The organism is Aquificaceae bacterium (assembly GCA_037481935.1).
GTDB lineage: Bacteria > Aquificota > Aquificia > Aquificales > Aquificaceae > Pampinifervens.
This window is the reverse complement of sequence record JBBFKQ010000004.1, coordinates 75,516-97,101: the sequence shown is the minus strand read 5'-3', so window position 1 is coordinate 97,101 and position 21,586 is coordinate 75,516. Positions and strand designations below refer to the sequence as shown.

The window sequence follows — 21,586 nt, the reverse complement described above, 5'->3', positions numbered from 1 at the left end:
CACTTCAAAAAAATCTATACAGGAGCTGTCTTATTTCCCTTATTTCTTGCTTTAAATCCCTTATTTCCTCCTCCACCCTGTCAAAGCGCCGGTTTGTATCTTCTCTGAGGTCCTCTATCCTCTTATTGAAAAGTCCGGCCACCAGCCCAAGCACCACTACATGGGCAGTTATTATGCTAACTATTATGGTCAGGGCCGTTTGCCATTCCATGGCATTTAAATATAGCCTTTTGAAGTTGTATTGCATATACTTTACTGTTATACTATTTTCTGCAGGAGAGGTGGCCGAGAGGCCGAAGGCGGCTCCCTGCTAAGGAGTTGTAGGGTTAACAGCCCTACCGCGGGTTCGAATCCCGCCCTCTCCGTGTTAAGATAAAAGACATGAAAAGAGCCATACTCGCCCTTGAAGACGGGAGCTACTTTGTGGGCTATTCCTTCGGTGCGGAGGGAGAAGCATCAGGAGAGGTCGTCTTTAACACTTCCATGACAGGCTATCAGGAGATAATCACCGACCCATCCTACAGGGGTCAGATTGTGGTGATGACTTACACCCAGATGGGCAACTACGGCGTAAACTATGAGGATGTGGAGTCCTCAAGGGTTCAGGCAAATGGGCTTGTCATAAAAGAGCTTTCACCTATTTACAGCAGCTGGAGGGCAAAAAAGAGCCTGCACGAATACCTTGCAGAGAACGGGGTTGTGGGTATATGGGGTATTGACACGAGAGCTCTGGTCAAAAGGATAAGAGAAAGAGGAGCCCTCAGGGGAGTTATCTCTACCCAGGAAGAAGACCCGAAGAGGCTTATAGAAAAGGCAAGGGACTTGCCCGATATATCAGAGATAAACCTGGTTGAGGAAGTGGCGACCAGAGAGGTCTACTACTGGAAGGAAGGAGACTGGGACCTGAGAAGAGGCTACCTATACAGGGATAACCATAGACCTCTGATAATGGTCGTGGATTATGGTGTAAAGAGAAACATACTCAGGAGGCTCACACAGGAGGGTGCGGTGGTCCTTGTGGTCCCTCCCTATGATGTGGAAAAGAGAATTCAGGAAATTAATCCTGACGCAATCTTTCTCTCTAACGGACCAGGAGACCCCCAGAGGGTGGTGGAAGGCATAAGGCTGGTGAGAAAATACATGGAAAAACTGCCCATAATGGGCATATGTCTGGGACATCAGATAATGGGTCTTGCTCTAGGTGGAAAGACCTACAAGCTGAAGTTCGGACATCATGGCGGCAACCATCCAGTAAAAGACCTCAGAGACGGGCATATAGAGATAACCGCACAGAACCATAACTTTGCCGTTGACCCGGATACTCTCAGAGATGTGGAAATAACCCACATAAACCTTCTTGACGAAACCCTCGAGGGCTTCAGGCACATGCACCTTCCTATGTTCTGCGTTCAGTATCATCCAGAGGCCTCACCTGGTCCTCACGATTCTAAGGGTATATTCAGGGAATTTGTAGAGCTCGCCATGAGCCATGCAAAACCTTAAAGGCAGCAATGCCAAGATATCTCTGGTATCCTTTCTCATATTTCTGGGCTTTGCCCTTATAACTTTAAGGTTTGCCTACATACAGCTGATAGGAAAAGAAAGCTACGTGGACAAGGTTGTGGAAAGGTTTCCCAAAGCTTCAGTGGTCAGACTTTCCACACCGAGGGGTTCCATAAAGGACAGAAGGGGAAATGACCTTGCCATAAGCATCCCCACAGTTTCCATTTACGCCTTTCCACATCTTGTGCAGAACAGGGATGAACTGGTCCGGAGGCTCTCAGCATTACCAGAAATAAGAGAAAAGGAGCTTACTGAAAAGCTCAATTCAGACAGAAAGTTCGTCTGGCTGGTAAGGCACTTAGACAAGGTCTATATGCCCTACCTCAGAGCAGTTATAAGGGATACTGAAAACGGGAAAGCGGTAGGATTACAGGAAGAGTATAAAAGATTCTATCCTCATGGCAACTTAGCCAGCAATCTCCTTGGCTTTGTAGGAAAGGATGGAGAGGGTCTTGAGGGTCTTGAATACATTTTTGACAGGGACCTTAAGGGTAAGGAGATTAAGGGAGTTTTTTATCTTGGAAGGCTGGCGGTCAGCCCTCTGTCTGAAGATATGAACTCTAAAGATGTGCAGCTTACCATAGACCTTGGTGTGCAGACCATACTGGAAGACATAAGGGACAAAATAGTCAAGCAGTGGAGCCCTGACAGGGTGGGCATACTGCTTATGGATGCCAGGACGGGTGAAATACTTGGCATGGCAAACTACCCAACCTTTGACCCCAATCATTATCAGAGGTTCCCACCATCACACAGAAGGAACTTTGTAGTAACAGACCTTTTTGAACCCGGCTCTGTGATGAAGCCCTTCTTTATAGGTCAGGCCCTACAGAAGGGCTATGTAAAGCCAGGCATATGGATAGACACAGAAGGTGGCAGGACAGAGGTTTTTGGCAGATATGTGAAGGATGTAAAGCCCTCAGGAAGGCTGACACTTGAGCAGGTGCTCGTAAAGTCTTCAAATGTGGGCACCATAAAGGTAGCCAGATACCTTTCAAAAAGGGATGTGGAGGAGATACTGGAAAAAATACACATGACGGACAGGTTCAATCTTCTTCCTGGGGAAGTAAAGCCAAGACTTCCAAACTTCAGCTACCCCGCAAATATACTTTACGCCAGCATAGGTCAGGGTCTTGCTTCAAACCTCCTAAATCTCTGTGTCAGCTTCAATGCCCTTGCCACAAACAGGATAGTAAAGCCAAGGATATTGCTGGATGAAAAAACTCAGGTTCTGAGGGAGAACATATACACACCGCAGGTGTTTGGCTGGCTGCAGACAAACCTCACAAAGGTGGTTGAAGAGGGAACTGCAACAAGGGCAAGGTCAGATTACTTTACCATAGCAGGCAAGACTGGCACATCCCAGAAGTTTGACTTCAGCACTGGAAGATACTCAAGAGAAGAACTGGTAACCTACTTTGTAGGCTATTTTCCTGCGAGCGATCCGAGGTTTATAGCCGGCATAATGGTGGACAGACCCAGGGGTCCAGACCCATATGGAGGAACTGTGGCTGCACCTCACTTCAAAGAGCTTGTGGAGCGAGTGGCTTTTTACTACCGTTTAGAACCCGACAAGCTCAGCAAGCAGCTTTCTCTTCTCAGCAGGCAGTAAAAGCCCCTCAACCCTCGGAACTTTTATAACCCTTACACCTGTAAGCTCTTCCACAATAAAGGGGTTTGTTCTCTCAGAAACATCTCTGCCCTCAAAACCATTCATTACTATGGCTATGGGCTCAACATCCATGGCTTTCATATAAAACCAGCTCAGAAAGCTGTGGTTTATGGTCCCAAGACCTGCCCTTGCAACCAGTATGGTCTTTAATCCCCAGTCTCTGGCAAGTTTTGCATAGTCATAATTCCCCTTTACGGGCACAGCCACACCTCCTGCCCCCTCTACCACAAGAAACTCATATTTGTCAAGAAGCTCTTCAAAATGGACCCTGAGAGCCTCCAGTGAAAAATCCTTTCCCTCTTCCAGTATACCTGCATAGGGCGAAAGAGGGAGGCTGAAACTCACAGGAACAACCTCCTCTACAGGCTGACCTGTTAGAGAGGCAAGCAGTCCACCGTCTGCAGGAAAGTCTTTAACATCCGTCTCAACTGGCTTGAGATAGCCTGCTCTTACTCCTCTTTCCCTGAGAGCATAGAGGAGGTTGTAGCTTATGAAGGTTTTGCCCACACCCGTATCTGTGGCGGTTATAAGAACAGCTCTCACCTTTATAATTATAGCCATGAAGAGAGCCATAATAACAGGCATAAGAAGGATTGGCCACGAGGTAGCAAAAAGCTTGCTCCAGGAAGGCTGGAGTGTGGGGCTCGTCTATAAAAGTTCTGAGTATGTCTACAGAAAACTTAAAGAGGCTTATGGTGATAGAGTTTACGGAGTTAGGGCAGACCTGAGTCTGTGGGAAGATTGCATAAGGGCAACAGAAAAGCTCCTTGAGCTTTTAAGCGGCGTGGACGCCTTCCTTCATCTCTCAAGTCCCTATGAACCCACACCCCTGAAAGACCTGAGGGAAGAAGATATATACCACCATTTCAGACCCATAGCTCAGGCTTTTGTAGTGATGAGCAGGGAGCTGTTTCCTGCCATGATGAAAAACCCCGGCAGCGTAAGGGGTAGAATAGTTGCCTTCGGCGACTGGGCCACAAATACCACTCCTTACAGAAACTATTCAGCCTACTTTCTTGCCAAGGGTGCACTGCACACCGCAGTAAAGGTGCTCGCAAAAGAGTTTGCACCCCATGTGCTGGTAAACGCCATAGCTCTGGGTCCCACCGTGAAACCTCCAGACTTCTCCGAAGAAAAGTGGCAGGAATACATAAACAAAACTCCCCTCAAAAGGGAAGTTTCTGTGAAAGACGTGGTCAGGCTCACCCATTACCTGCTTGAGGTGGAGAGTATGACGGGGGAGATAATTAACCTTGACAGCGGGAGGCATGTGGCAGGTGAATGTTCATAGGATAGTGGTTCTTTTCAGCGGTGGGGTGGAGAGCACATGCCTGCTTTACATGTATCTCAGAGAAGGCTGGCTTGTTTACCCAGTCTATGTAAAGGCAGGCTATCCATGGGAAGCCCTTGAGCTTGAAAATGGGAGAAATCTATGGCTTTATACAATGAAAGTGCACAGAAATCTTATGCCTCTCAGGGTCGTATCCATGATAAATCCAGAAAAGGTTAACAGAAGAGAACATAACAGAAATCTATTCATACCCCTGAGAAACATGAGTCTGGTGTCTATGGCAGGCAACTACGCATTACTGAAGGGTATAAGGCATGTGGCAATAGGCAGTCTGGGCATTTATCCTTTCCCCGACAACAACGCAGATTATATGAAAAAGCTACAGTCTCTGATGAACATAGAGCTCCTGACCCCCTTCATGGGGATGGAAAAGCATGAGGTGCTTAAAAGATTTTCAGAGGGTGTCCCTCTTGAGAGGACACTGTCGTGCATTAGACCAAAGAAGCTCATGGGCAAAATAGTCAGTTGCGGAAAATGTGAAAAGTGCAGGGAAAGACAGGAGGCCTTCACGTACCTATAACTTTGACCACTACCCTCTTTTTCCTCTGTCCGTCAAACTCTGCATAAAATATCTCCTGCCATGGTCCCAGGTCAAGCCTGCCATTGGTGACGGGCAGGACAACCTGAAGGTGTGTAAGAAGGTTTTTCAGATGTGCGTCCCCGTTGTCTTCGCCGGTTCTGTGATGTTCGTAGTCTTCTCTGTAGGGTGCAAGCCTTTCAAGCCATTCCCATATATCCTGATGAAGGCCCTCCTCATCATCCTGAACTATGACAGAGGCAGTTAGGTGCATGGAAGAAACAAGACATAGCCCTTCCCTTATTCCAGACTCTTCCACTATCCTCTTTACATCCTCCGTTATTCTCACCAGCTCCCTTCTGTTTTTTGTGTTGAAAGAAAGATATACCGTGTGGCTTTTCATGCGTAGCTTTTCATGAAATCGTTAATCATCCGCTCCATCATATCTCTGTGGTAGAGCCTCTCCCTCTTTAGCCTCTCTATTTCCATCTCCAGCTCATGGGTCATTGGGTGGTGCTTTTCCAGCTTGTCCACCTGTGCATCCAGCTCATGGTGTTTTTCGTAATGGTATCTGAATTCTTTGTTTTCCTGAAGAAGCTTCTGGATTACCTCCTCTCTGCTCATTTCAGGTCCTCCTCTTTTGGTCTTACTAATATTAAACCACAAAGGCTTACTAAAAAACCTACAGACAGAACTACCAATGAGGCAAAGGCAATAAAAACAAGTAGTGCAAAGGCAAAAGGAACAAGGCAGAGCACATACAGCCAGAAGTATCTTCTGGTAGCAGTGTAGCTCCAGTATGGGTCCTGAAGGGTCTCTACGGGAAAGAGCCTTTTCCTGAGAAGGAGTGCTGGAGGTAGTGAAATCAGGCCCACTGCCAGGACAAAGATTGTAAAAAAGCTGACAAGGTTTTCATGCAGAGGCACCCTGAAATAGGGATAGAGCGGAAGGCAGGCAAAATACAGTACCACAAGAGAAAACACAAAGGCATAGTGAAGATGCCTTGACCTCTTTCTGTAAGTGTATACCTTTTCCATATTCCTATGATAGAATATAAGCATATGAGGTGAAAATATGCAAGCTGAGGTTTTGAGTGAGGAAAGGTTAGAAGAGTGGGCAGAATTTTTAAAGGCTCTGGCTCATCCTATCAGGCTCAAGATAATCTCCGTGCTGATTGAAGGCAGGCAGTGTGTGAAAAACCTGAGTGACCTCCTTCACACCTCACAGCCCAATGTTTCTCAGCATCTGAGCATACTCAGGAACAGGGGTATTGTGGGGTGTAAAAGGGATGGGTCCATAGTGTGCTACTACATCAAGGATGAAAGGGTGGTGAAAATCTACGAAATACTGAGCAAGGAGGTGTAAGATGGCAGTTATAGTGCTCACTGAGAGCAACTGGCAGACAGAGGTCATAAACTCTGACAGGCCAGTTGTGGTAGATTTCTGGGCTCCCTGGTGTGGACCGTGCAGAATAATAGCACCCATAGTGGAAGAACTGGCGATGGAAATGGGCGATAAGGTCAAGTTTGGAAAGCTGAACACGGACGAAAACCCAAACATAGCCATGAGATATGGCATAAGGGCCATACCCACCATAATGCTCTTCAAGAACGGTGATGTGGTGGATACACGTATTGGAGTTCAGCCAAAGGAGGCCCTGAGGCAGATGATTAACAGCCACCTGTGATGGTGGAACTTTCTGAAGACATACTTTACGACTGCATAATAGTAGGAGGTGGTCCCGCAGGGCTCACGGCGGGGCTTTACTGTGCAAGGGCAAAAATGAACACCCTTCTCTTTGAGAAGGGGACTCTGGGAGGGCAGATAGCCATAACAGACCTGGTGGAGAACTATCCAGGCTTTCCTGAGGGCATAAGTGGAAAGGAGCTCACTAAGAGGTTTAAGGACCAGGCAGAGAGGTTTGGACTCCACATACTGAGGAAAGAAGTCTCAAAGATAGAGAGAGCTGGCAGAGAGATATTTCTTCACCTCAGGACAGGTGAACTTGTAAGGAGCAAGACGGTCATACTTGCTGTGGGTTCAAACCCGAGAAGGCTGGGAGTTCCTGGAGAGGAAGAGTTTTTGAACAGGGGTGTTTCCTACTGTGCCACCTGCGATGGTGCCCTTTTTGAAGGGGTGCCTATAGCGGTTGTTGGTGGGGGAGATTCAGCAACACAGGAAAGCCTGTTCCTCACGAGGTTTGCCAGCAGAGTGTATCTGGTGCACAGAAGGGACCAGCTGAGGGCTCAGAAGCATCTTCAGGAAAAGGTATTTTCCAACCCCAAAATAACCTTTGTTCCCAATAAGGTGGTGGAAGAGATAAAGGGCGGTGATTTTGTGGAAAAACTGCTTCTGAGGGACACAAAAGACAACAGCCTTTCAGAACTACCGGTTGAAGGCCTTTTTATATTTATAGGTCTTGAACCAAACACGGGCTTTCTTAAGGGAAGCCTTGAACTTGACGATAAAGGATACATAATCACCGACGAGAGGATGAGGACTTCGATGGAGGGTGTGTTTGCTGCCGGTGATTGTAGAAGCGGTGCTACCGGCCAGGTAGCTGTAGCAGTTGGAGAGGGGTGCATAGCGGCCATTGAAGCAGAAAGATACATAGAGGATAAATTTTAGATAATAAGGTGCTGACATGGAATATCAGGGAGGGTTTGAAACCTTCAGGGAAGCCACCAGATACATGTTCAGAGCCCCAAGCCTTTTTGATGTGCTTTTTGTGCTTATGGGCCTGTCCCTTGCAGTGGGGTTTCTTATAGTCTTTCCCTATCTCTGGTCAAGATACAGGGCAAGAATGGACCTCAGGAAAGAGTTTTTTAACATGGGAAAATCCATGGGGCTTGATGGAGAAGAAATCCTCCTTCTGTGGAAATGTGCAAACATAACCAGAGAACCCGTCAAGATAATGCAGACAAAGGCAGTTTTTGAAAGGTGTATTTCAAAACTTGTAAAGGAAGACTCATCAAAAATAGAGATGGTTGCCCAGATAAGGAGAAAACTCAGGTTTGATAGCCTTCCATGGTTCCTTCCTCTTAATAGCACAAAGGATATAGACCTTTATCAGACCGGGTTTATAACTTACGAAGGCCATGCTTACAGTTCTGCCGTATGGGAAAAAAACGAGCTTGAACTTCACATAGCTATGCTTGATGGACCTGCAGGACCAATACAGCCCGGGGGGAAGGTTAAGTTTTCCTTCCTGAGGGAGGGTGATGGCAGATACTATTTTCAAGGCGACATACTGAGAACATACAGGGATGGAACAAAGCTGGTTCTTGTGCTACCTCATACAGACCAGCTATCAAAAATTCAGCTCAGAGAGAGCCTCCGCTGGAGGGTGAGAATACCAGCAAGGATACACATATACAGAAACAACTCTCTGTTATCACTTGAGGAGCCTGAAGATACGATAGAAGGCACCATAGAAGACCTGAGCGTTCAGGGTGTAAGGGTGTGCCTGTCAGGTTTTGTGGAGGTAAAGGGTGGAGAAAAGGTTTACCTGAACTTTGAACTCAAATCCTACCCAATAAGGACCCTTGGAACCGTGAAAAATGTCAGAGGTGGAGTGGACAGAACATGTCTGGGTATAAAGTTTGAAAATCTGAGTAAGACGGATGAAGATTACATAAGGAAGTTCATAATAGAAGAGCAGAGGGAACTTCTCAGAACCTATAAGATGGGAGAGCCTAAAGAAGGCTCCTCTTCTTAAGAGCCTTGATTATTCTCTTTCTTGCCTGTCTTTCCTTCCTCTTTTTCTTCTCGCTGGGTTTTTCGTAAAACTGTCTTCTTTTCACCTCTGTGAGTATGCCTTCCTTCTCCACTATCCTTTTGAACCTCTTAAAAGCCTTCTCAAAGGGTTCGTTTTCCATAACCTGAACTATAGCCAAGCCTTTTCACCTCCTTAAGTTTTGGAGAATATTATACCAAAAACCTCATCAAGGCTGTCTACAAAATGCAGAGTCATCTTATCCCTCACATACTGTGGCAGGTCTTCCATCACTTCATCTCTGTTCTTTGAGGGAAGTATGACCTCGTATATGCCAGCCCTTTTTGCAGCCAGTATCTTCTCCTTGAGACCACCTACAGGCAGAACCCTTCCCCTCAGGGTAATTTCGCCCGTCATGGCCACATCTGTTCTTACTTCCCTCCCAGTGAAAAGAGAAAGGAGCGCCACTGCAAGGGTTATGCCTGCAGAGGGGCCATCCTTTGGCACAGCACCCTCTGGCACGTGCACATGCACATCGTAGCCTGAAAAGGTTTCTGGGTCTATGCTGTAATCTTCTGCCTTTGACTTTATGTAGGAAAGGGCCGCCTGCGCAGACTCCTTCATAATATCCCCAAGAGAGCCTGTAAGTATAAGACTCCCCTTACCTTTGAACTTGGTGGCCTCTATTATCATTATCTCACCACCCACCTCTGTCCATGCAAGCCCTACAGCTATTCCCACCATAGGCTTTTCTTCAGAGACAGTAAACCTCTTTGAAACGCCCAGAAAGCCCTTTATATCCTGAGGCTTTACTTCAAAGGGCAGGGGTTCGCCCTTGAGACGTTTAAGAGCCAGCTTTCTCAATACTGAACTGAGCTGTCTCTGAAGGCTTCTTACACCCGACTCTCTGGTATAGCCCCTTATAACTTCCAGCAGGGCTTCATCATGGAATATGACCTCCTCCCTTTTAAAGCCGTGTTCTGGGAGCAGCTTTGGAAGCAGGTGGTTTCTGGCTATAAAGACTTTTTCTTCCTCAGAATATCCAGAAAGGTGTATAACTTCCATTCTGTCAAGGAGAGGTCTTGGTATTGTATCCACGCGATTTGCAGTGCATATAAAGAAAACCTCAGAAAGGTCAAAGGGTAGACCTATGTAAAGGTCCACGAAGTTTTTGTTCTGCTCTGGGTCAAGCACCTCAAGGAGTGCTGCCGCAGGGTCACCCTGAAAGGAAAGGGATAGCTTGTCCACCTCGTCAAGCACTATGAGGGGGTTTTTCGTTCCCCCCTGCTTGACCGCCTGTATTATCCTGCCAGGCATTGCTCCAACATATGTCCTTCTATGCCCCCTTATTTCCGCCTCGTCCCTTATACCGCCCAGAGATATCCTGACGAACTTCCTGCCAAGGGATTCTGCGATGGACCTTCCAAGTGAAGTTTTGCCGACCCCCGGTGGTCCTACAAAGCAGAGTATTTGCACCGCATGGCTTTTGCCCTTTGTAAGCTTTTTGACCGCTAAGTATTCCACTATCCTGTCCTTTACCTTTTCAAGGTTGTAGTGGTCTCTGTCAAGTATTTCCCTTGCTTTGTCAAGGTCATACCTGTCTCTTGTGCTCCTGTCCCATGGAAGGTCAAGCACCCACTCAAGCCAAGTCCTGAGAACGCCTGCCTCTGCAGACTCTGGATGGAGCTTTTCAAGCCTTTTTATTTGCTTCTCTATCTCCTCTCTGGCTTCCTTTGAAATTTTCAGCCTGCTGAGCTTTTTCCTGTATTCCTCAATCTCTGCCCTTCTCTCATCACCTTCACCCAGCTCTTCCAGTATGGCCTTAAGCTGCTGTCTCAGAAAATACTCTCTCTGCTCCTTCTCTATCTTCTCCCTTGCCACACCCCTTATCTTGCTCTGCACTTCAAGCAGTCCCACCTCGCTCTGAAGATACTGATGGACAAGCTTTAGCCTCTCCACAGGGTCAAAGGTTTCAAGGACTCTCTGGGCTTCTACAGCCTTTATATCCAGTATGGAGGCAGTCAGGTCCGCAAGCCTCCCGGGGTCTTCAAGGTCCTTTATAACCATGATAAGGTCCGGTATAACCTGCTTCCCCAGAGAAACTGCAGTATCAAGCTGCTCCTTTACAGACCTTATGTAAGCCCTGACTTCACTGGAGAGAGTTTCAGGGTCAAGCTCTACCTCTTCCAGAGGCTGGACCCTTGCCGTGTAGTAATCCCCGGTCTGTCTGTATTCTAAGAGCCTTGCCCTCTTTATCCCCTGCACAAGTATCTTTAACCTGTTTTCCTCTATGGGTGCGGACCTCACCACATGGGCTATTGTGCCAACCGTATAAAGGTCTTCCGTGTTGGGAGACTCCATACTCTTATCCTTCTGCAATATGAGAAATATGAGCCTGTCTTTTTTAAGGGCCTCCTCAACCGCCCTTATGGAAAAGTTTCTCCCGACGAAGAGTGGTATTACCATGGTGGGGAAAACCACCAGGTCCCTCAGGGGCATAGCAGGCAGCTCAAAAACATCCGAAGGCACGTCAGGAACCCTTACAAGCTCTTCTGGAAACATGTCTACCTCCTAAGAGATTAACTCCTCTATAAAAGCTTCAGCCACATAGGGTTGAAGGTCTTCTATGCCTTCGCCTACGCCTAACAACTTTACTGGAATGCCAAGCTCCTTACATATGGGCACTATGGCTCCGCCCTTGGCAGAGCCGTCAAGTTTTGTAAGCACAAGACCTGTAACTTCAACCGCTTCCTTGAAAACTTTTGCTTGCTGTATGGAGTTCTGGCCTATAGTGGCATCAAGAACCAGAAGAGTCTCTGTGGGCTCCTCTGGCAGAAATCTCTTTATAACATCCCTTACCTTTCTCAGTTCCCTTATAAGAGGCTCTTTTGTATGAAGCCTGCCGGCAGTGTCTACCAGCACCACCTGATATCCCTCTTCCTTTACTTTCTGCAGAGCTTCGTATACCACAGAGGCGGGGTCTGCGCCCTCCTGCTTTTTGAATATGTCCGCACCGCTCCTCTGAGCCCACACCTCAAGCTGTTCTATTGCTGCAGACCTGAAGGTATCCCCTGCCACAAGCAAAACCTTTCTGCCCTCTTTCACAAACCTGTGAGCCAGCTTTCCTATGGTGGTAGTCTTGCCTGAGCCGTTTACGCCGAGAAAAAGATAAAGGCTGGTTCCCTCGTGAGGCTCTCTGAGGGTTGCTTCACACTTTACTATCTGCGAAAGAAGAGCTTGCTTTAGGAGTCCAGAGAGCTGGTCTGAAGTTTTGAGGTTTCTCCTTACTGCTTCCTTTCTGAGCTCCTCCACGAGCTGCAGAGAAGTCTTTGCTCCCACATCCGCCCTTATGAGCTTTTCTTCCAGCTCCTCAAAGAGCTCATCATCTATCTTCCTTCCTGCAAAAAGTATGCCAAACTCTACCGCCTCTCTGGTTTTTTTAAGCCCCTTCCTGAGCTTTTCAAGAAGGGTTTCCTTCTGTATTAAACCAAGCTCTTCCTGAATGTTTCTTATACTTTCCTCTACTTCCTGCCTCTTTAGAGCTGGAGCAAGTTTGAGCGAGCGGTTTAAAAGCTCAAGGGCTTCTTCTGGCCTTTTTGCCTGCCACATTAAAAGTCCAGCCCTCTTGAGGCTCTCCCAGTCCCCGAGCTTTGAATATTCTCTTGCAGACTTTTCCAGCTCCCCAACCCTTTCGTATATGAGAGCTTTCTCCTTTGCTGTGGCAAGTTCAGGGTCGTAGTGTTCTATAAGCTGGTAGGCATAGTAATATTTTCCCTCTTCCATGTAAAGCCTGAAGAGAAGTCCCCTCAGCTCAGGGTTTTCCTTAAACTTTTCCAGTATTTCAATGGCCTTTTCCCTCTTCCCCTTTTCTATGAGGGCAAGTATGGCATTCTTGTCTCCCTTTTCTGCAAGCTTTTCTTCTTCAGACTTCCTCCAGAAGAGCATGGGTCTAATATTTTACACCTTCAACGGCTTCCTTTATGATTCTTACGCTTTTTGAAAGCCCCTCAAGGTCCCCCCTGCCAGCAAGCCTTACAAAATGACTGCCTACAACTACCCCATCGGCAATGGCGGACACCTCCCCTGCCTGCTCTGGCTTGGATATACCAAAGCCCACCACGACAGGCTTTTTACAGACGGACCTGTAGAGGCTCAGACTTTCCTTGAGCCTGTGCATAGGGAGCTCATCTCTCACCCCCGTAGTTCCAGTAAGGGATACGAAGTATACCATATGGTCAGAGCTTTCACATATTAGCCTGAGTCTTTTTTCAGTGCTCGTGGGCGAAGCCAGAAAGACCACAGAAAGATCAAGGGTGGAACATACATCTTTTAGCTCACCACCCTCCTCCGGTGGAAGGTCGGGCACTATAAAGCCGTCAATACCGCTTTCTTTTGCCCTTTTGCAGAATTTTTCAATACCCATGCGGAACATGGGATTGTAGTAAGTCATAAGGAGAAAGGGCCTTTCTGGAAATTCCTCTCTGAGAGTGGCAGAAAGTCTGAAAACATGCTCTGATTTTATGCCTTTCCCAAGAGCGACTTCATGGGCTGTCTGTATGGTGGGTCCATCTGCCACAGGGTCAGAGAAGGGAAAGCCTATCTCCAGTATATCTGTTCCTTCTTTTAGAAGAACTCTGAAGGCCTCAAGAGATGTATGGTAGTCAGGATAGCCCACCATCATGTAAGAAAGTAGAGCCTTTTTCCCCTTTTTCCAGAAGTTTTCAAGCCTCATTGACCACCTCAAAGCTCACCTCAATGTGACACGCCTTACTCAGCATGGCATAAACACTGCAGTATTTCTCAACAGAAAGTCTTATGGCTTCTTCCACAGCCTTTTCTTTGACATTTTTCCCGTAAACCCTGTATCTGAGGCTTATCTTCTCGTAAACCCTTGGATATTCATCCCTTCTTGTGCCCTTCACATCAATCTGTATGTCCCTTACCTCCTGCCTTTTCTTTTTCAGTATCTGGGAAATATCCACACCACTACAGCCTGCAAGGGCGGCCAGAAGTAGCTCCATGGGTCTGAAGCCCTGCTCACCCACCATAAGCTCACCGTTGCTTGTCTTTGCCATATAGGTATGCTCAAGCTCAGAAAGCCTGAGACTGATGCTTTTTTCTTCCATGTTAGGCGCTTGTGTCTATGATAAACAGAGGCTGTCCGTATTCAACTGTTTCACCGTTTTCCACAAGGATTTTTATAACCTTTCCTCTCACATCGCTTTCTATCTCGTTCATCACCTTAAGGGCTTCTATTATGCATAGCACCTGACCGGGGGATACCATATCACCCACCTCCACAAAGGGCGGAGCCCCAGGGGATGGAGACCTGTAAAAGGTGCCCACAAGAGGGCTCTTTATCACATGGAGGTTTTCCTGAGGAACCTCCTCAGTGGAAGGTATGACCTCCTGATAACGAACCTCTTTGTAAGGTGTTTCAACCACCCTCTGTAGCACTTCTTTCTGATGGGTTTCTATGAAAAGTTTGAAGCCCTCTGCCTCTATAGTAAGCTGTTTTATATCGCTTCCCTTGACGAGGTTTATTATTTCCTTTACAAAATCTTTGTCCATCAGGCTCTCTTTACCACTTCTATATAGGCACCAGTGCGAGTATCCACCTTTACTATGTCCCCCTCCTTCACAAAGAAGGGCACCTGCACCACTGCACCTGTCTCCAGTTTTGCTGGCTTTGAACCACCAGCCGCCGTATCACCCTTGAAGGCAGGTTCTGTCTCCACCACCGCAAGCTCCACCTGCTTGGGTAGCTCAATCCCAATGGGCTGTCCCTTGTAGAAAAAGACCACCACCGTCATACCCTCTTTGAGAAACTTTACCTCTTCCTTTATGCTGTCTGCTGGCACGGGCACCATCTCGTAGGTGGTCTGGCTCACAAAGTAATAGTAGTCTCCATCGCTGTATGAATACTCTGCAAAGACCTGTTCAAAATCTGCAAGCTCAATAGCGTCAGAGGACTTGTAGGTTATTTCAATTACGTTGCCCGTCTGCATGTTCTTTGCTTTGACCCTCACAAAAGCCTGACCCTTGCCGGGCTTTACATGCTCGTAATCCAGCACTCTGTGTGGCATGCCGTTGTGTTCAATAAACATATCCCTCTGCACGCTGTTTATGTCTATTTTTACACCCATGGTATAAGATTTTAGCATATATTTTTAACTCTCTGGAGGTTCAGAATGGTTAAGGATACACTCAAAGAAAAATCCAGCTTTCTTCTTTCCAACCTCCTGTCTCAGGGCGGAGAGTATGGTGAGATTTTCTACGAGCGGGTGCGACTCTGCAGGATGCATCTTGAGGACAACAAGATAGAAAAGGTTCAGTGGGGAATAGACGAGGGCGTGGGTATAAGGCTCATAAAGGATGGAAAGACTCACTACGGATACACCACCGAGCCAACCTTTGAAAACATGATGGAGATTGTCAGAACTCTTGCAAGAGGCCTTGGGCATGGACCAGTCAAAGTGGGACAGAAACGCGTAGTTGGCTGGACAGAGCTGGTAATAGACCCGGACGAAGAAGATATAAACTACAGGGTTCAGTTTCTACAGAGGGCAAACGAATCTGCCAGAAGCTATGGAGAAAAAATAAGACAGGTCACTGTGGTGCTAATGGACAGGACCAGGGAGATAATGGTAATAAACAGCCTTGGTGAGATTGCGGAGGATACTCAGAAGAGGGTTGTATTCTACACAGATGTGGTGGCTGCTCAGAACGGTATAATGCAGAGAGGCTATGAATCCGCAGGCATAAGAGGGGGCTTTGAGCTCTTTGAAAGGGTGAGCCCAGAAGAGGTGGCAAGGAAGGCTGCAGAGAGAGCCATTCTTATGCTGAGTGCAAAGCCTGCACCCGCCGGGACTTTCACGGTGGTGCTTGCTTCTCAGGCAGGTGGAACCATGATACACGAGGCTGTGGGGCACGGCTTTGAGGCGGACCTTGTGCAGAAGGGGCTTTCTGTCTACAGGGGAAAGCTGGGGCAGAAGGTGGCCAGCGAGCTCATAACCGTAATAGATGATGCCACTCTTGAGAACCACAACGGCTCCTTTACAGTGGACGACGAGGGCGTGCCCGCACAGAAAACTGTGCTCATTCAGGAGGGCTATCTGGTTGGTTATATGTATGACAGGCTAACGGCAATGAAGGAAGGTAGAGAATCTACTGGAAACGGCAGAAGACAGAGCTACGCCCATATTCCCATTGTCAGGATGACCAACACCTACATAGCACCCGGAAGGGACAACCCAGAAGACATAATAGCAGACACTAAAAAGGGCATTCTTGTGGTAAAGATGGGAGGAGGAGAGGTAAACACGGTCACCGGAGACTTCGTATTTGAGGTGATGGAAGGATATATGATAGAGAATGGGAAAATCACATACCCCATAAGGTCTGCAACTCTTATAGGTAATGGTCCAAAGGCTCTTATGGATGTGGATGCGGTAGGCTCAGACCTTGGATGGAGCATAGGGACTTGCGGAAAGGATGGACAGGGGGTGCCCGTCACCGACGCACAGCCCACTCTGAGGATAAGGTCTATGGTGCTGGGTGGGACGGAGGTGTGACTATTTTTTCTAGGCAGGCTCTTCTCTATAGAGTATTCTGAGCACTTCTTTCATATCCTTCCTGAGTTCTCTTATATCCTCTTTAAGTTCATCTATTCGCCTGTTGCTGTCATCAACCCTTTTGCTCAGTTCGTCTATGCGTTTATTTATGAGTGTGGTGGCAAAGCCCACAACTGCAACTACACTGGCTATCATCGCCATGAGCTGAAGTGGTTCCATAGGCATCATTTTATAGCCTTAACGAAGAAAGTCAAGTTGCTCAGAATCTCCCCCACAGCCCCTTCAATCCCGAGCACATCCATGTTTACCTTCTTCCAGCCCTGCCTTCTAAACCATCTTGTCTGTCTTTTTGCGTATTCTTTTGTATTTTTTATCATGTGTAAAAGACACTCCTGAAGGGGCTTTTCGCCCTTCACACAGGGTATAAACTCCTTGTATCCTATAGCCTGCGGAGAAGTGAGAAAGCTTTCAAAACCCATCTTAAGGAGCTTTTTTATCTCTTCCACAAGCCCCTTCTGTAGCATTCTTGATGCCCTTTCTTCTAACCTTCTGGAGAGGCTCTCCCAGCTCCAGCTCAGATAAAAGCCGGCAAAATCCAGCCTTGGTCTGTCCCAGTGATGGAAGGAGGAGAAGGGTCTGCCAGAGTTTATGAAAACCTCAAGAGCCCTCACTATTCTTCTTGTATCCCTCGGTGATATTTTGTTGGCATAGAGGGGGTCGGCAGCTCTTAGCTTTCTGTGTAGATGCTCACTACCTTTTTTCTCAGCTATTTCATACAGTCTGCCTCTCAGCTTCCAGTCAGGTGGTGGCGTATCCTCAATGCCATGCAGGAGTGCCTGCAGATAGAGGTATGTGCCACCGCATACTATGGGAACTTTACCCCTGGCTCTTATGTCCTGCAGGGCCTTCAGAGACAGCTCCTCAAAGAGTTTGGCATCGAAGACCTGGCCGGGTTCTACCACATCCACAAGATGATGTGGGACCTTTTCCATACACTCCAAAGGCTTTGCAGTCCCTATATCCATATGCCTGTATACGCACATGGAGTCTGCGCTGATTATTTCCCCACCAAGCCTCTGAGCAAGGAGACAGCAGACCTCCGACTTTCCGCTACCCGTGGGACCCCCAATCACTATCAACATGGTCAAAGAAAAGACCTATGCCAGCAACGCCGTAGGCACCATTTCTGTAACAGAGTTTAATTTTTTCCCATGTTATGCCTCCAAGGGCGTAAACGGGTATGGAAAGCTTCTGAGAGACCTCTTTCAGAGCCATAAGTCCCAGTGGCTCAGCCTCGGGGTGGGACTGGGTTCTAAAGATGGGGCTGAAGGTAATAAAGTCTGCACCCTCCTCCTGAGCCCACAGAGCCCCTTCCAGAGTGTGCGCCGAGTATCCCACTATAAGCTGGGGTGCTATCCTCTTTACCACACTGGGTGGAAGTCCCTTCTCAGGCAGATGGACGCCGTCCGCACCCGCCGCAAGAGCTATGTCCACCCTGTCGTTTATAAAAAGCATTGCTCCGTATTCTCCCGTGAGCTCTCTCACCTTCAAAGCCAGCCTGTAGTATTCAAGCCCCGAGATCTCCTTTTCTCTTAACTGAACCATCCTTATACCCTTTTTGAGGGCTTTTTCTAACCTCCGGAGCATATCCGGATATCTCCTGCTGTCGGTTATGGCGTAAAGTCTTGGCAAATCCAGAGCCATGGTGTATAATATACCATCTGAGCCGGAGTGGCGGAACTGGCAGACGCGCTGTCTTGAGGGGGCAGTGCCCGTGAGGGCGTGCGGGTTCGACTCCCGCCTCCGGCATTGGGAAAAAAGAGGTGCAGAAGGTGAGATATATCTGGGAGAAGGAAAGAATAAACATAGAGGGTAAATTCGCAGGGCACTTCGTGCCTCTGAGCGTCATAGATACACCCGTAGAGCTAGTATCCACCGACGGAAGTCTTTACTTGCTGTGGGTGAAAAGTCTGGAAGAGGGCGAACACTGGTTTCTCCTTGAGCTTGAGCCTGAATTGACTGCAGAATATTTGAGGGGTGTTAAACCACTAAAGGAATTGTTTAATCGGGGTGTTCTCTGGCTGTGTGAGCGCAGGTATGACACATACGAAACTGTGAGGGTTTTGGAGAAGGGGAATGGAGGATATAAAGTGCCCCCTGGGGATATATACCTACCAAGACCTGACAGCTCAGAAGAGGCTCTTAGAGTATACAAGAAATTTGTGAAAATGTTTGACAGGAATTTCAGGAAACTTATTGAACTTGATGAGTTTTACACCTTCAGGCGTGCTTATACTGATTCAATAAAATCCGAACCCAAGATCGTAACGGAATACGACTACACTCCAATCTATCTGACTGAGCGAGAATTGTTGTATGCGGCGTAGTAAAGAGAAGTTAAAAGAGTCGCTTAGAAACTTTCTGGAGCGTATTGAAATAGAATCTGTAAGGCTTCGCAAGTTGGAGTTTTTGTCAGATGTGCCCTCCGAAGATGATGAAAAAGTTGAAGTAAATGTAGATGTAGACCTCTCTGTAAGGACATTTACTAGATCTGAATCACGGGTTGAGTTTGCATATACATATGCGGAGACATTTTCTGTATCTGGGAAAAGATTAGACATTAGAATTTCCTATTTACTCACATTGAAAGTCAAGGAAGGAGAAATACCACATAAGAATGTCTTGAATGCTTATGCAAAAAACTCTGGATTGCTCCTTGTATACCCATACATCAGACATGTTGTGGATATGCTAAAGAGAGAGGCAGGACTTATACTTCCACCCTTACCTCACAAAATAATAGAGTAATACAAAATATGTGCGCCAGGTATGAGTATATAAAGCAATTGGAAGATTTGAAAAGAGAGGGTAAAATAGAACCGGATATTCACAGAGTTGTGGATACTATAAAGGATATCTGCCCGAAGAAGATACTAAACAGCAGTAAAGAGAAAAAGGGTAGAGTTTACTATAGATTTGAGAGGGATTGGTGGGATGCATACCCCTATTTTGTAAGCAAACCTAAACTTTTCAGGAAGCGAGCCATTGATAGGAGTGGGCGAGTAATAGAGGAGTTAGCATGTAAGATGTGCGGTCTATCTGTCTTTGTAGATTTAGAGGAGTTGCTGAAAACCATTCAGGAAAAGTTTAATAATGCAAATCCTACAATTTTAGAGTGTGCAAATTTAGAAAATTACGGTGAGGTTTATGCTACCCCTTCACGAGACAATCCCGCTCACAGAACCTTTTTCCCCTGCGAAGGCTACGAACCCAGTAAAGTCTGGAACTTTGCAGATGGCTCTCCTTAGACACTCTGTTTCATTCTCCACAGCCACCCTTCTGAGTAGAATTCTTGGATATGTAAGGGATGCCATGATAGCCTACTACTTTGGGGTTTCTCAGATTACCGACGCCTTCTTTGTAGCCTTCAGGCTTCCCAACACCTTCAGAAGGCTCTTTGGAGAGGGCGGCTTTAACGCCGCCTTTGTTCCCATCTTTGCCCAGAGATTAAAAGAGGGCACTGAGAGACCTCTTCTCAACTCTGTCTTTACTTACTACACGCTCTTTAACCTGCTGGTGACCCTTACCGGCATAATCTTTGCAGAGTGGGTTATAAGGCTTATAGCCCCCGGTGTGGTGGAAAAGAGCTACTTTGAGCTGGCTGTGTTTATGGCAAGGTTTCTGTTTAGCTATCTCTTTTTTGTAGGGCTGAGCGCCTTTTTCATGGCCGTGCTCAATACAAGGGGGGTCTTTTTTGTTCCTGCCTTTGCTCAGGCCGTTTTTAACATAGTGATGGCTGTGTGTATAGCCCTTACTGCCCACAGCCTTGGTTATATGGCTCTTGTTATAGGAGTGGTTGTGGGAGGTTTTGCTCAGCTACTTTTTCACATCCCATCAGCCATCTCTCAGGGACTCATTCCCAGACTGACCTTTCAGAGAGATGCAGACCTGCACCTTCTTCTGAAAAGGCTTCTGCCTGCCCTTATGGGCTTTGGCGTTGCCCAGCTCTCTTTTTTCATAGACACCTTTCTTGCCTCTTTTCTGACCCTCGGTGCCATATCCTACCTTTACTTTGCCAACAGAATATTTCAACTTCCGCTGGGTGCTCTCTCGGTAGGTATGGCAAACTCTCTTCTTTCTATTCTATCCGGCGGGCATGACCCCAGAAAGAACATAACCCTTGCCTTCAGGTTTATAACCCTGCTTTCTATTCCAGCTACTGGTGGTCTACTTGTGCTTTCCCGTCAGATAATAGCCCTGCTCTACGGAAGGGGCAAGTTCTCAGAGGAAGATATAGCCATAGCCAGTAAGGTGCTTGCAGTGTATTCGCTTGGTCTTCTGTTCTTTTCTCTTCAAAAGGTGCTGTCAAGTGTTTTCTTTGCAAAGGGAGATACCAGAACTCCAGTCCTGTCTTCACTCTTTGCGATTACTGCGGAAGGCCTTCTCGCTTTTATATTTGCCTTCCTCTTTAAGCTCGGTGTTGTAGGTCTTGCCCTTGGAACCGCCAGCTCATCTCTCGTTGGGTTTAGCCTTCTTCTTTACCTATGGAAAGACAAAAGTCTGGAGACACGGGATTATGCCAATACACTTTTAAAGACCCTTCTTGCAACTATCCTTATGTCTCTTTTCCTTATTGTTATAAACCCTTCTCCCTATGAAACACTCTATGCTATACCGCTTGCTATTCTACTATACTGGGCGCTTTTACTGCTGCTTAAAGAGCCTTTAGCTTACCTGCCCCTGAACCTTCTGAAGGGCCTTGTTGAGAAGAAGGCTAACCCTTGAAACTCTCCTTGCTGCCTCGTTTTTGTGTATAACACCTTTGGACGCCGTGTGGTAGATGATACTTACCACTTCAGGCAAAAACTCTTTAGCTTCCTCCAACTGACCGGCCTCCACCATTCTTCTGAACTTTCTTATGTAGGTTTTCATCTTTGAGAGATGATACCTGTTTCTTATTCTCCTCTTTGCGTCTCTTCTCATACGCTTTTCAGCCTGCTTCGTGTTGGGCATAAAAAACCTCCTTAATTTTTACCTTTTTGAGGCAACGGGCGGATTCGAACCGCCGTAGAAGGGATTTGCAGTCCCTCGCCTAGCCGCTCGGCCACGTTGCCTAAAAGCGGGCGACGGGACTCGAACCCGCGACCTGCTGCATGGCAAGCAGCCGCTCCACCACTGAGCTACGCCCGCTAAG

The 21,586-nt window shown here is 47.2% G+C and carries 29 protein-coding genes and 4 tRNA genes; 15 read left to right on the top strand and 18 right to left on the bottom strand.

What is annotated here, in order from left to right; genetic code table 11:
• Positions 1-4: 4 nt before the first annotated feature.
• A complete protein-coding gene (locus WHS43_04905; protein MEJ5338974.1) occupies positions 5-211 on the bottom strand; it encodes a hypothetical protein in 207 nt (68 codons plus the stop codon).
• 64 nt (positions 212-275) lie between these two features.
• Between WHS43_04905 and WHS43_04900 the strand changes: the two genes are divergently transcribed.
• From WHS43_04900 to WHS43_04890, 3 genes are all read left to right on the top strand, one after another.
• Positions 276-365 (top strand) — tRNA-Ser (locus tag WHS43_04900).
• 16 nt (positions 366-381) lie between these two features.
• Entirely contained in the window at positions 382-1,503 is a 1,122-nt protein-coding gene (gene carA, locus WHS43_04895; GenBank protein ID MEJ5338973.1) for a glutamine-hydrolyzing carbamoyl-phosphate synthase small subunit, read from the top strand.
• Positions 1,490-3,175, top strand: a complete 1,686-nt coding sequence (locus tag WHS43_04890; GenBank protein ID MEJ5338972.1) for a penicillin-binding protein 2 — start codon at positions 1,490-1,492, stop codon at positions 3,173-3,175. The genes carA and WHS43_04890 overlap by 14 nt, the downstream gene beginning before the upstream one ends.
• Here WHS43_04890 and bioD read toward each other — a convergent pair.
• On the bottom strand, positions 3,125-3,796 hold the full coding sequence (gene bioD / locus WHS43_04885; GenBank protein ID MEJ5338971.1) for a dethiobiotin synthase: 672 nt from the start codon (positions 3,794-3,796) through the stop codon (positions 3,125-3,127). The genes WHS43_04890 and bioD overlap by 51 nt on opposite strands.
• Here bioD and WHS43_04880 point away from each other — a divergent pair.
• Both WHS43_04880 and WHS43_04875 read left to right on the top strand, forming a co-directional pair.
• Positions 3,795-4,526, top strand: coding sequence for an SDR family oxidoreductase (locus WHS43_04880; GenBank protein MEJ5338970.1), 732 nt, complete (start codon positions 3,795-3,797; stop codon positions 4,524-4,526). The genes bioD and WHS43_04880 overlap by 2 nt on opposite strands.
• Complete coding sequence (locus WHS43_04875) at positions 4,504-5,106, top strand: 7-cyano-7-deazaguanine synthase (GenBank protein ID MEJ5338969.1); 603 nt, start codon at positions 4,504-4,506, stop codon at positions 5,104-5,106. The genes WHS43_04880 and WHS43_04875 overlap by 23 nt, the downstream gene beginning before the upstream one ends.
• Here WHS43_04875 and WHS43_04870 read toward each other — a convergent pair.
• From WHS43_04870 to WHS43_04860, 3 genes are read right to left on the bottom strand one after another with little or no spacing between them, the layout of a single operon-like run.
• Positions 5,093-5,506 carry a secondary thiamine-phosphate synthase enzyme YjbQ gene (locus WHS43_04870; GenBank protein ID MEJ5338968.1) on the bottom strand — a complete coding sequence of 138 codons (414 nt, stop codon included), beginning with the start codon at positions 5,504-5,506 and terminating at the stop codon, positions 5,093-5,095. The genes WHS43_04875 and WHS43_04870 overlap by 14 nt on opposite strands.
• The gene (locus WHS43_04865; protein MEJ5338967.1) at positions 5,503-5,727 is read right to left on the bottom strand and encodes a YdcH family protein; all 225 of its coding nucleotides are present in this window, start codon (positions 5,725-5,727) and stop codon (positions 5,503-5,505) included. Before WHS43_04865 ends, WHS43_04870 begins: the two co-directional genes overlap by 4 nt.
• Positions 5,724-6,140, bottom strand: coding sequence for a hypothetical protein (locus WHS43_04860; GenBank protein ID MEJ5338966.1), 417 nt, complete (start codon positions 6,138-6,140; stop codon positions 5,724-5,726). Before WHS43_04860 ends, WHS43_04865 begins: the two co-directional genes overlap by 4 nt.
• A 37-nt stretch (positions 6,141-6,177) precedes the next feature.
• Between WHS43_04860 and WHS43_04855 the strand changes: the two genes are divergently transcribed.
• Genes WHS43_04855 through WHS43_04840 form a run of 4 tightly spaced genes read left to right on the top strand, consistent with a single transcriptional unit; the run spans position 6,178 to position 8,821 of the window.
• The gene (locus WHS43_04855; GenBank protein ID MEJ5338965.1) at positions 6,178-6,468 is read left to right on the top strand and encodes a metalloregulator ArsR/SmtB family transcription factor; all 291 of its coding nucleotides are present in this window, start codon (positions 6,178-6,180) and stop codon (positions 6,466-6,468) included.
• Between the two features lies 1 nt (position 6,469).
• Complete coding sequence (gene trxA, locus WHS43_04850) at positions 6,470-6,790, top strand: thioredoxin (GenBank protein ID MEJ5338964.1); 321 nt, start codon at positions 6,470-6,472, stop codon at positions 6,788-6,790.
• Positions 6,790-7,731 carry a thioredoxin-disulfide reductase gene (gene trxB, locus WHS43_04845; GenBank protein MEJ5338963.1) on the top strand — a complete coding sequence of 314 codons (942 nt, stop codon included), beginning with the start codon at positions 6,790-6,792 and terminating at the stop codon, positions 7,729-7,731. Before trxA ends, trxB begins: the two co-directional genes overlap by 1 nt.
• 16 nt (positions 7,732-7,747) lie before the next feature.
• Complete coding sequence (locus tag WHS43_04840) at positions 7,748-8,821, top strand: PilZ domain-containing protein (protein ID MEJ5338962.1); 1,074 nt, start codon at positions 7,748-7,750, stop codon at positions 8,819-8,821.
• Here the strand turns inward: WHS43_04840 and rpsU are convergent.
• Genes rpsU through efp form a run of 7 tightly spaced genes read right to left on the bottom strand, consistent with a single transcriptional unit; the run spans position 8,799 to position 14,964 of the window.
• Positions 8,799-8,999 carry a 30S ribosomal protein S21 gene (rpsU, locus tag WHS43_04835; GenBank protein ID MEJ5338961.1) on the bottom strand — a complete coding sequence of 67 codons (201 nt, stop codon included), beginning with the start codon at positions 8,997-8,999 and terminating at the stop codon, positions 8,799-8,801. The genes WHS43_04840 and rpsU overlap by 23 nt on opposite strands.
• Positions 9,000-9,013: 14 nt before the next feature.
• Positions 9,014-11,380 carry an endopeptidase La gene (gene lon / locus WHS43_04830; GenBank protein MEJ5338960.1) on the bottom strand — a complete coding sequence of 789 codons (2,367 nt, stop codon included), beginning with the start codon at positions 11,378-11,380 and terminating at the stop codon, positions 9,014-9,016.
• Positions 11,381-11,389: 9 nt separating this feature from the next.
• Entirely contained in the window at positions 11,390-12,763 is a 1,374-nt protein-coding gene (gene ftsY, locus WHS43_04825; GenBank protein ID MEJ5338959.1) for a signal recognition particle-docking protein FtsY, read from the bottom strand.
• A gap of 4 nt (positions 12,764-12,767) precedes the next feature.
• A complete protein-coding gene (gene trpA, locus WHS43_04820; GenBank protein ID MEJ5338958.1) occupies positions 12,768-13,550 on the bottom strand; it encodes a tryptophan synthase subunit alpha in 783 nt (260 codons plus the stop codon).
• Entirely contained in the window at positions 13,540-13,944 is a 405-nt protein-coding gene (locus WHS43_04815) for an OsmC family protein (protein ID MEJ5338957.1), read from the bottom strand. Before WHS43_04815 ends, trpA begins: the two co-directional genes overlap by 11 nt.
• 1 nt (position 13,945) lies before the next feature.
• The gene (accB, locus tag WHS43_04810) at positions 13,946-14,389 is read right to left on the bottom strand and encodes an acetyl-CoA carboxylase biotin carboxyl carrier protein (GenBank protein MEJ5338956.1); all 444 of its coding nucleotides are present in this window, start codon (positions 14,387-14,389) and stop codon (positions 13,946-13,948) included.
• Complete coding sequence (efp, locus tag WHS43_04805) at positions 14,389-14,964, bottom strand: elongation factor P (protein MEJ5338955.1); 576 nt, start codon at positions 14,962-14,964, stop codon at positions 14,389-14,391. Before efp ends, accB begins: the two co-directional genes overlap by 1 nt.
• Before the next feature lie 45 nt (positions 14,965-15,009).
• Here efp and WHS43_04800 point away from each other — a divergent pair, with 45 nt between their 5' ends.
• A complete protein-coding gene (locus WHS43_04800) occupies positions 15,010-16,392 on the top strand; it encodes a TldD/PmbA family protein (GenBank protein MEJ5338954.1) in 1,383 nt (460 codons plus the stop codon).
• Positions 16,393-16,401: 9 nt separating this feature from the next.
• On the opposite strand, the gene WHS43_04795 is transcribed toward WHS43_04800, so the two are convergent.
• Genes WHS43_04795 through thiE form a run of 3 tightly spaced genes read right to left on the bottom strand, consistent with a single transcriptional unit; the run spans position 16,402 to position 18,096 of the window.
• Complete coding sequence (locus WHS43_04795; protein ID MEJ5338953.1) at positions 16,402-16,611, bottom strand: hypothetical protein; 210 nt, start codon at positions 16,609-16,611, stop codon at positions 16,402-16,404.
• Between the two features lie 5 nt (positions 16,612-16,616).
• A complete protein-coding gene (gene miaA / locus WHS43_04790; protein MEJ5338952.1) occupies positions 16,617-17,534 on the bottom strand; it encodes a tRNA (adenosine(37)-N6)-dimethylallyltransferase MiaA in 918 nt (305 codons plus the stop codon).
• Complete coding sequence (gene thiE, locus WHS43_04785) at positions 17,503-18,096, bottom strand: thiamine phosphate synthase (GenBank protein ID MEJ5338951.1); 594 nt, start codon at positions 18,094-18,096, stop codon at positions 17,503-17,505. Before thiE ends, miaA begins: the two co-directional genes overlap by 32 nt.
• Positions 18,097-18,117: 21 nt before the next feature.
• Between thiE and WHS43_04780 the strand changes: the two genes are divergently transcribed.
• The 5 genes from WHS43_04780 (at position 18,118) to murJ (ending at position 21,177) form a co-directional block, all read left to right on the top strand.
• A tRNA-Leu gene (locus WHS43_04780) sits at positions 18,118-18,201 on the top strand.
• A gap of 23 nt (positions 18,202-18,224) precedes the next feature.
• Positions 18,225-18,779, top strand: coding sequence for a hypothetical protein (locus WHS43_04775; GenBank protein ID MEJ5338950.1), 555 nt, complete (start codon positions 18,225-18,227; stop codon positions 18,777-18,779).
• The gene (locus WHS43_04770) at positions 18,769-19,200 is read left to right on the top strand and encodes a hypothetical protein (protein ID MEJ5338949.1); all 432 of its coding nucleotides are present in this window, start codon (positions 18,769-18,771) and stop codon (positions 19,198-19,200) included. Before WHS43_04775 ends, WHS43_04770 begins: the two co-directional genes overlap by 11 nt.
• A 47-nt stretch (positions 19,201-19,247) precedes the next feature.
• Entirely contained in the window at positions 19,248-19,700 is a 453-nt protein-coding gene (locus WHS43_04765; protein MEJ5338948.1) for a hypothetical protein, read from the top strand.
• On the top strand, positions 19,687-21,177 hold the full coding sequence (gene murJ / locus WHS43_04760; GenBank protein MEJ5338947.1) for a murein biosynthesis integral membrane protein MurJ: 1,491 nt from the start codon (positions 19,687-19,689) through the stop codon (positions 21,175-21,177). The genes WHS43_04765 and murJ overlap by 14 nt, the downstream gene beginning before the upstream one ends.
• Here murJ and rpsT read toward each other — a convergent pair.
• The 3 genes from rpsT to WHS43_04745 form a co-directional block, all read right to left on the bottom strand.
• On the bottom strand, positions 21,118-21,405 hold the full coding sequence (gene rpsT, locus WHS43_04755; GenBank protein ID MEJ5338946.1) for a 30S ribosomal protein S20: 288 nt from the start codon (positions 21,403-21,405) through the stop codon (positions 21,118-21,120). The genes murJ and rpsT overlap by 60 nt on opposite strands.
• Before the next feature lie 29 nt (positions 21,406-21,434).
• Positions 21,435-21,506 (bottom strand) — tRNA-Cys (locus WHS43_04750).
• A 4-nt stretch (positions 21,507-21,510) separates the two neighbouring features.
• A tRNA-Gly gene (locus tag WHS43_04745) sits at positions 21,511-21,582 on the bottom strand.
• Between the last annotated feature and the right edge of the window lie 4 nt (positions 21,583-21,586).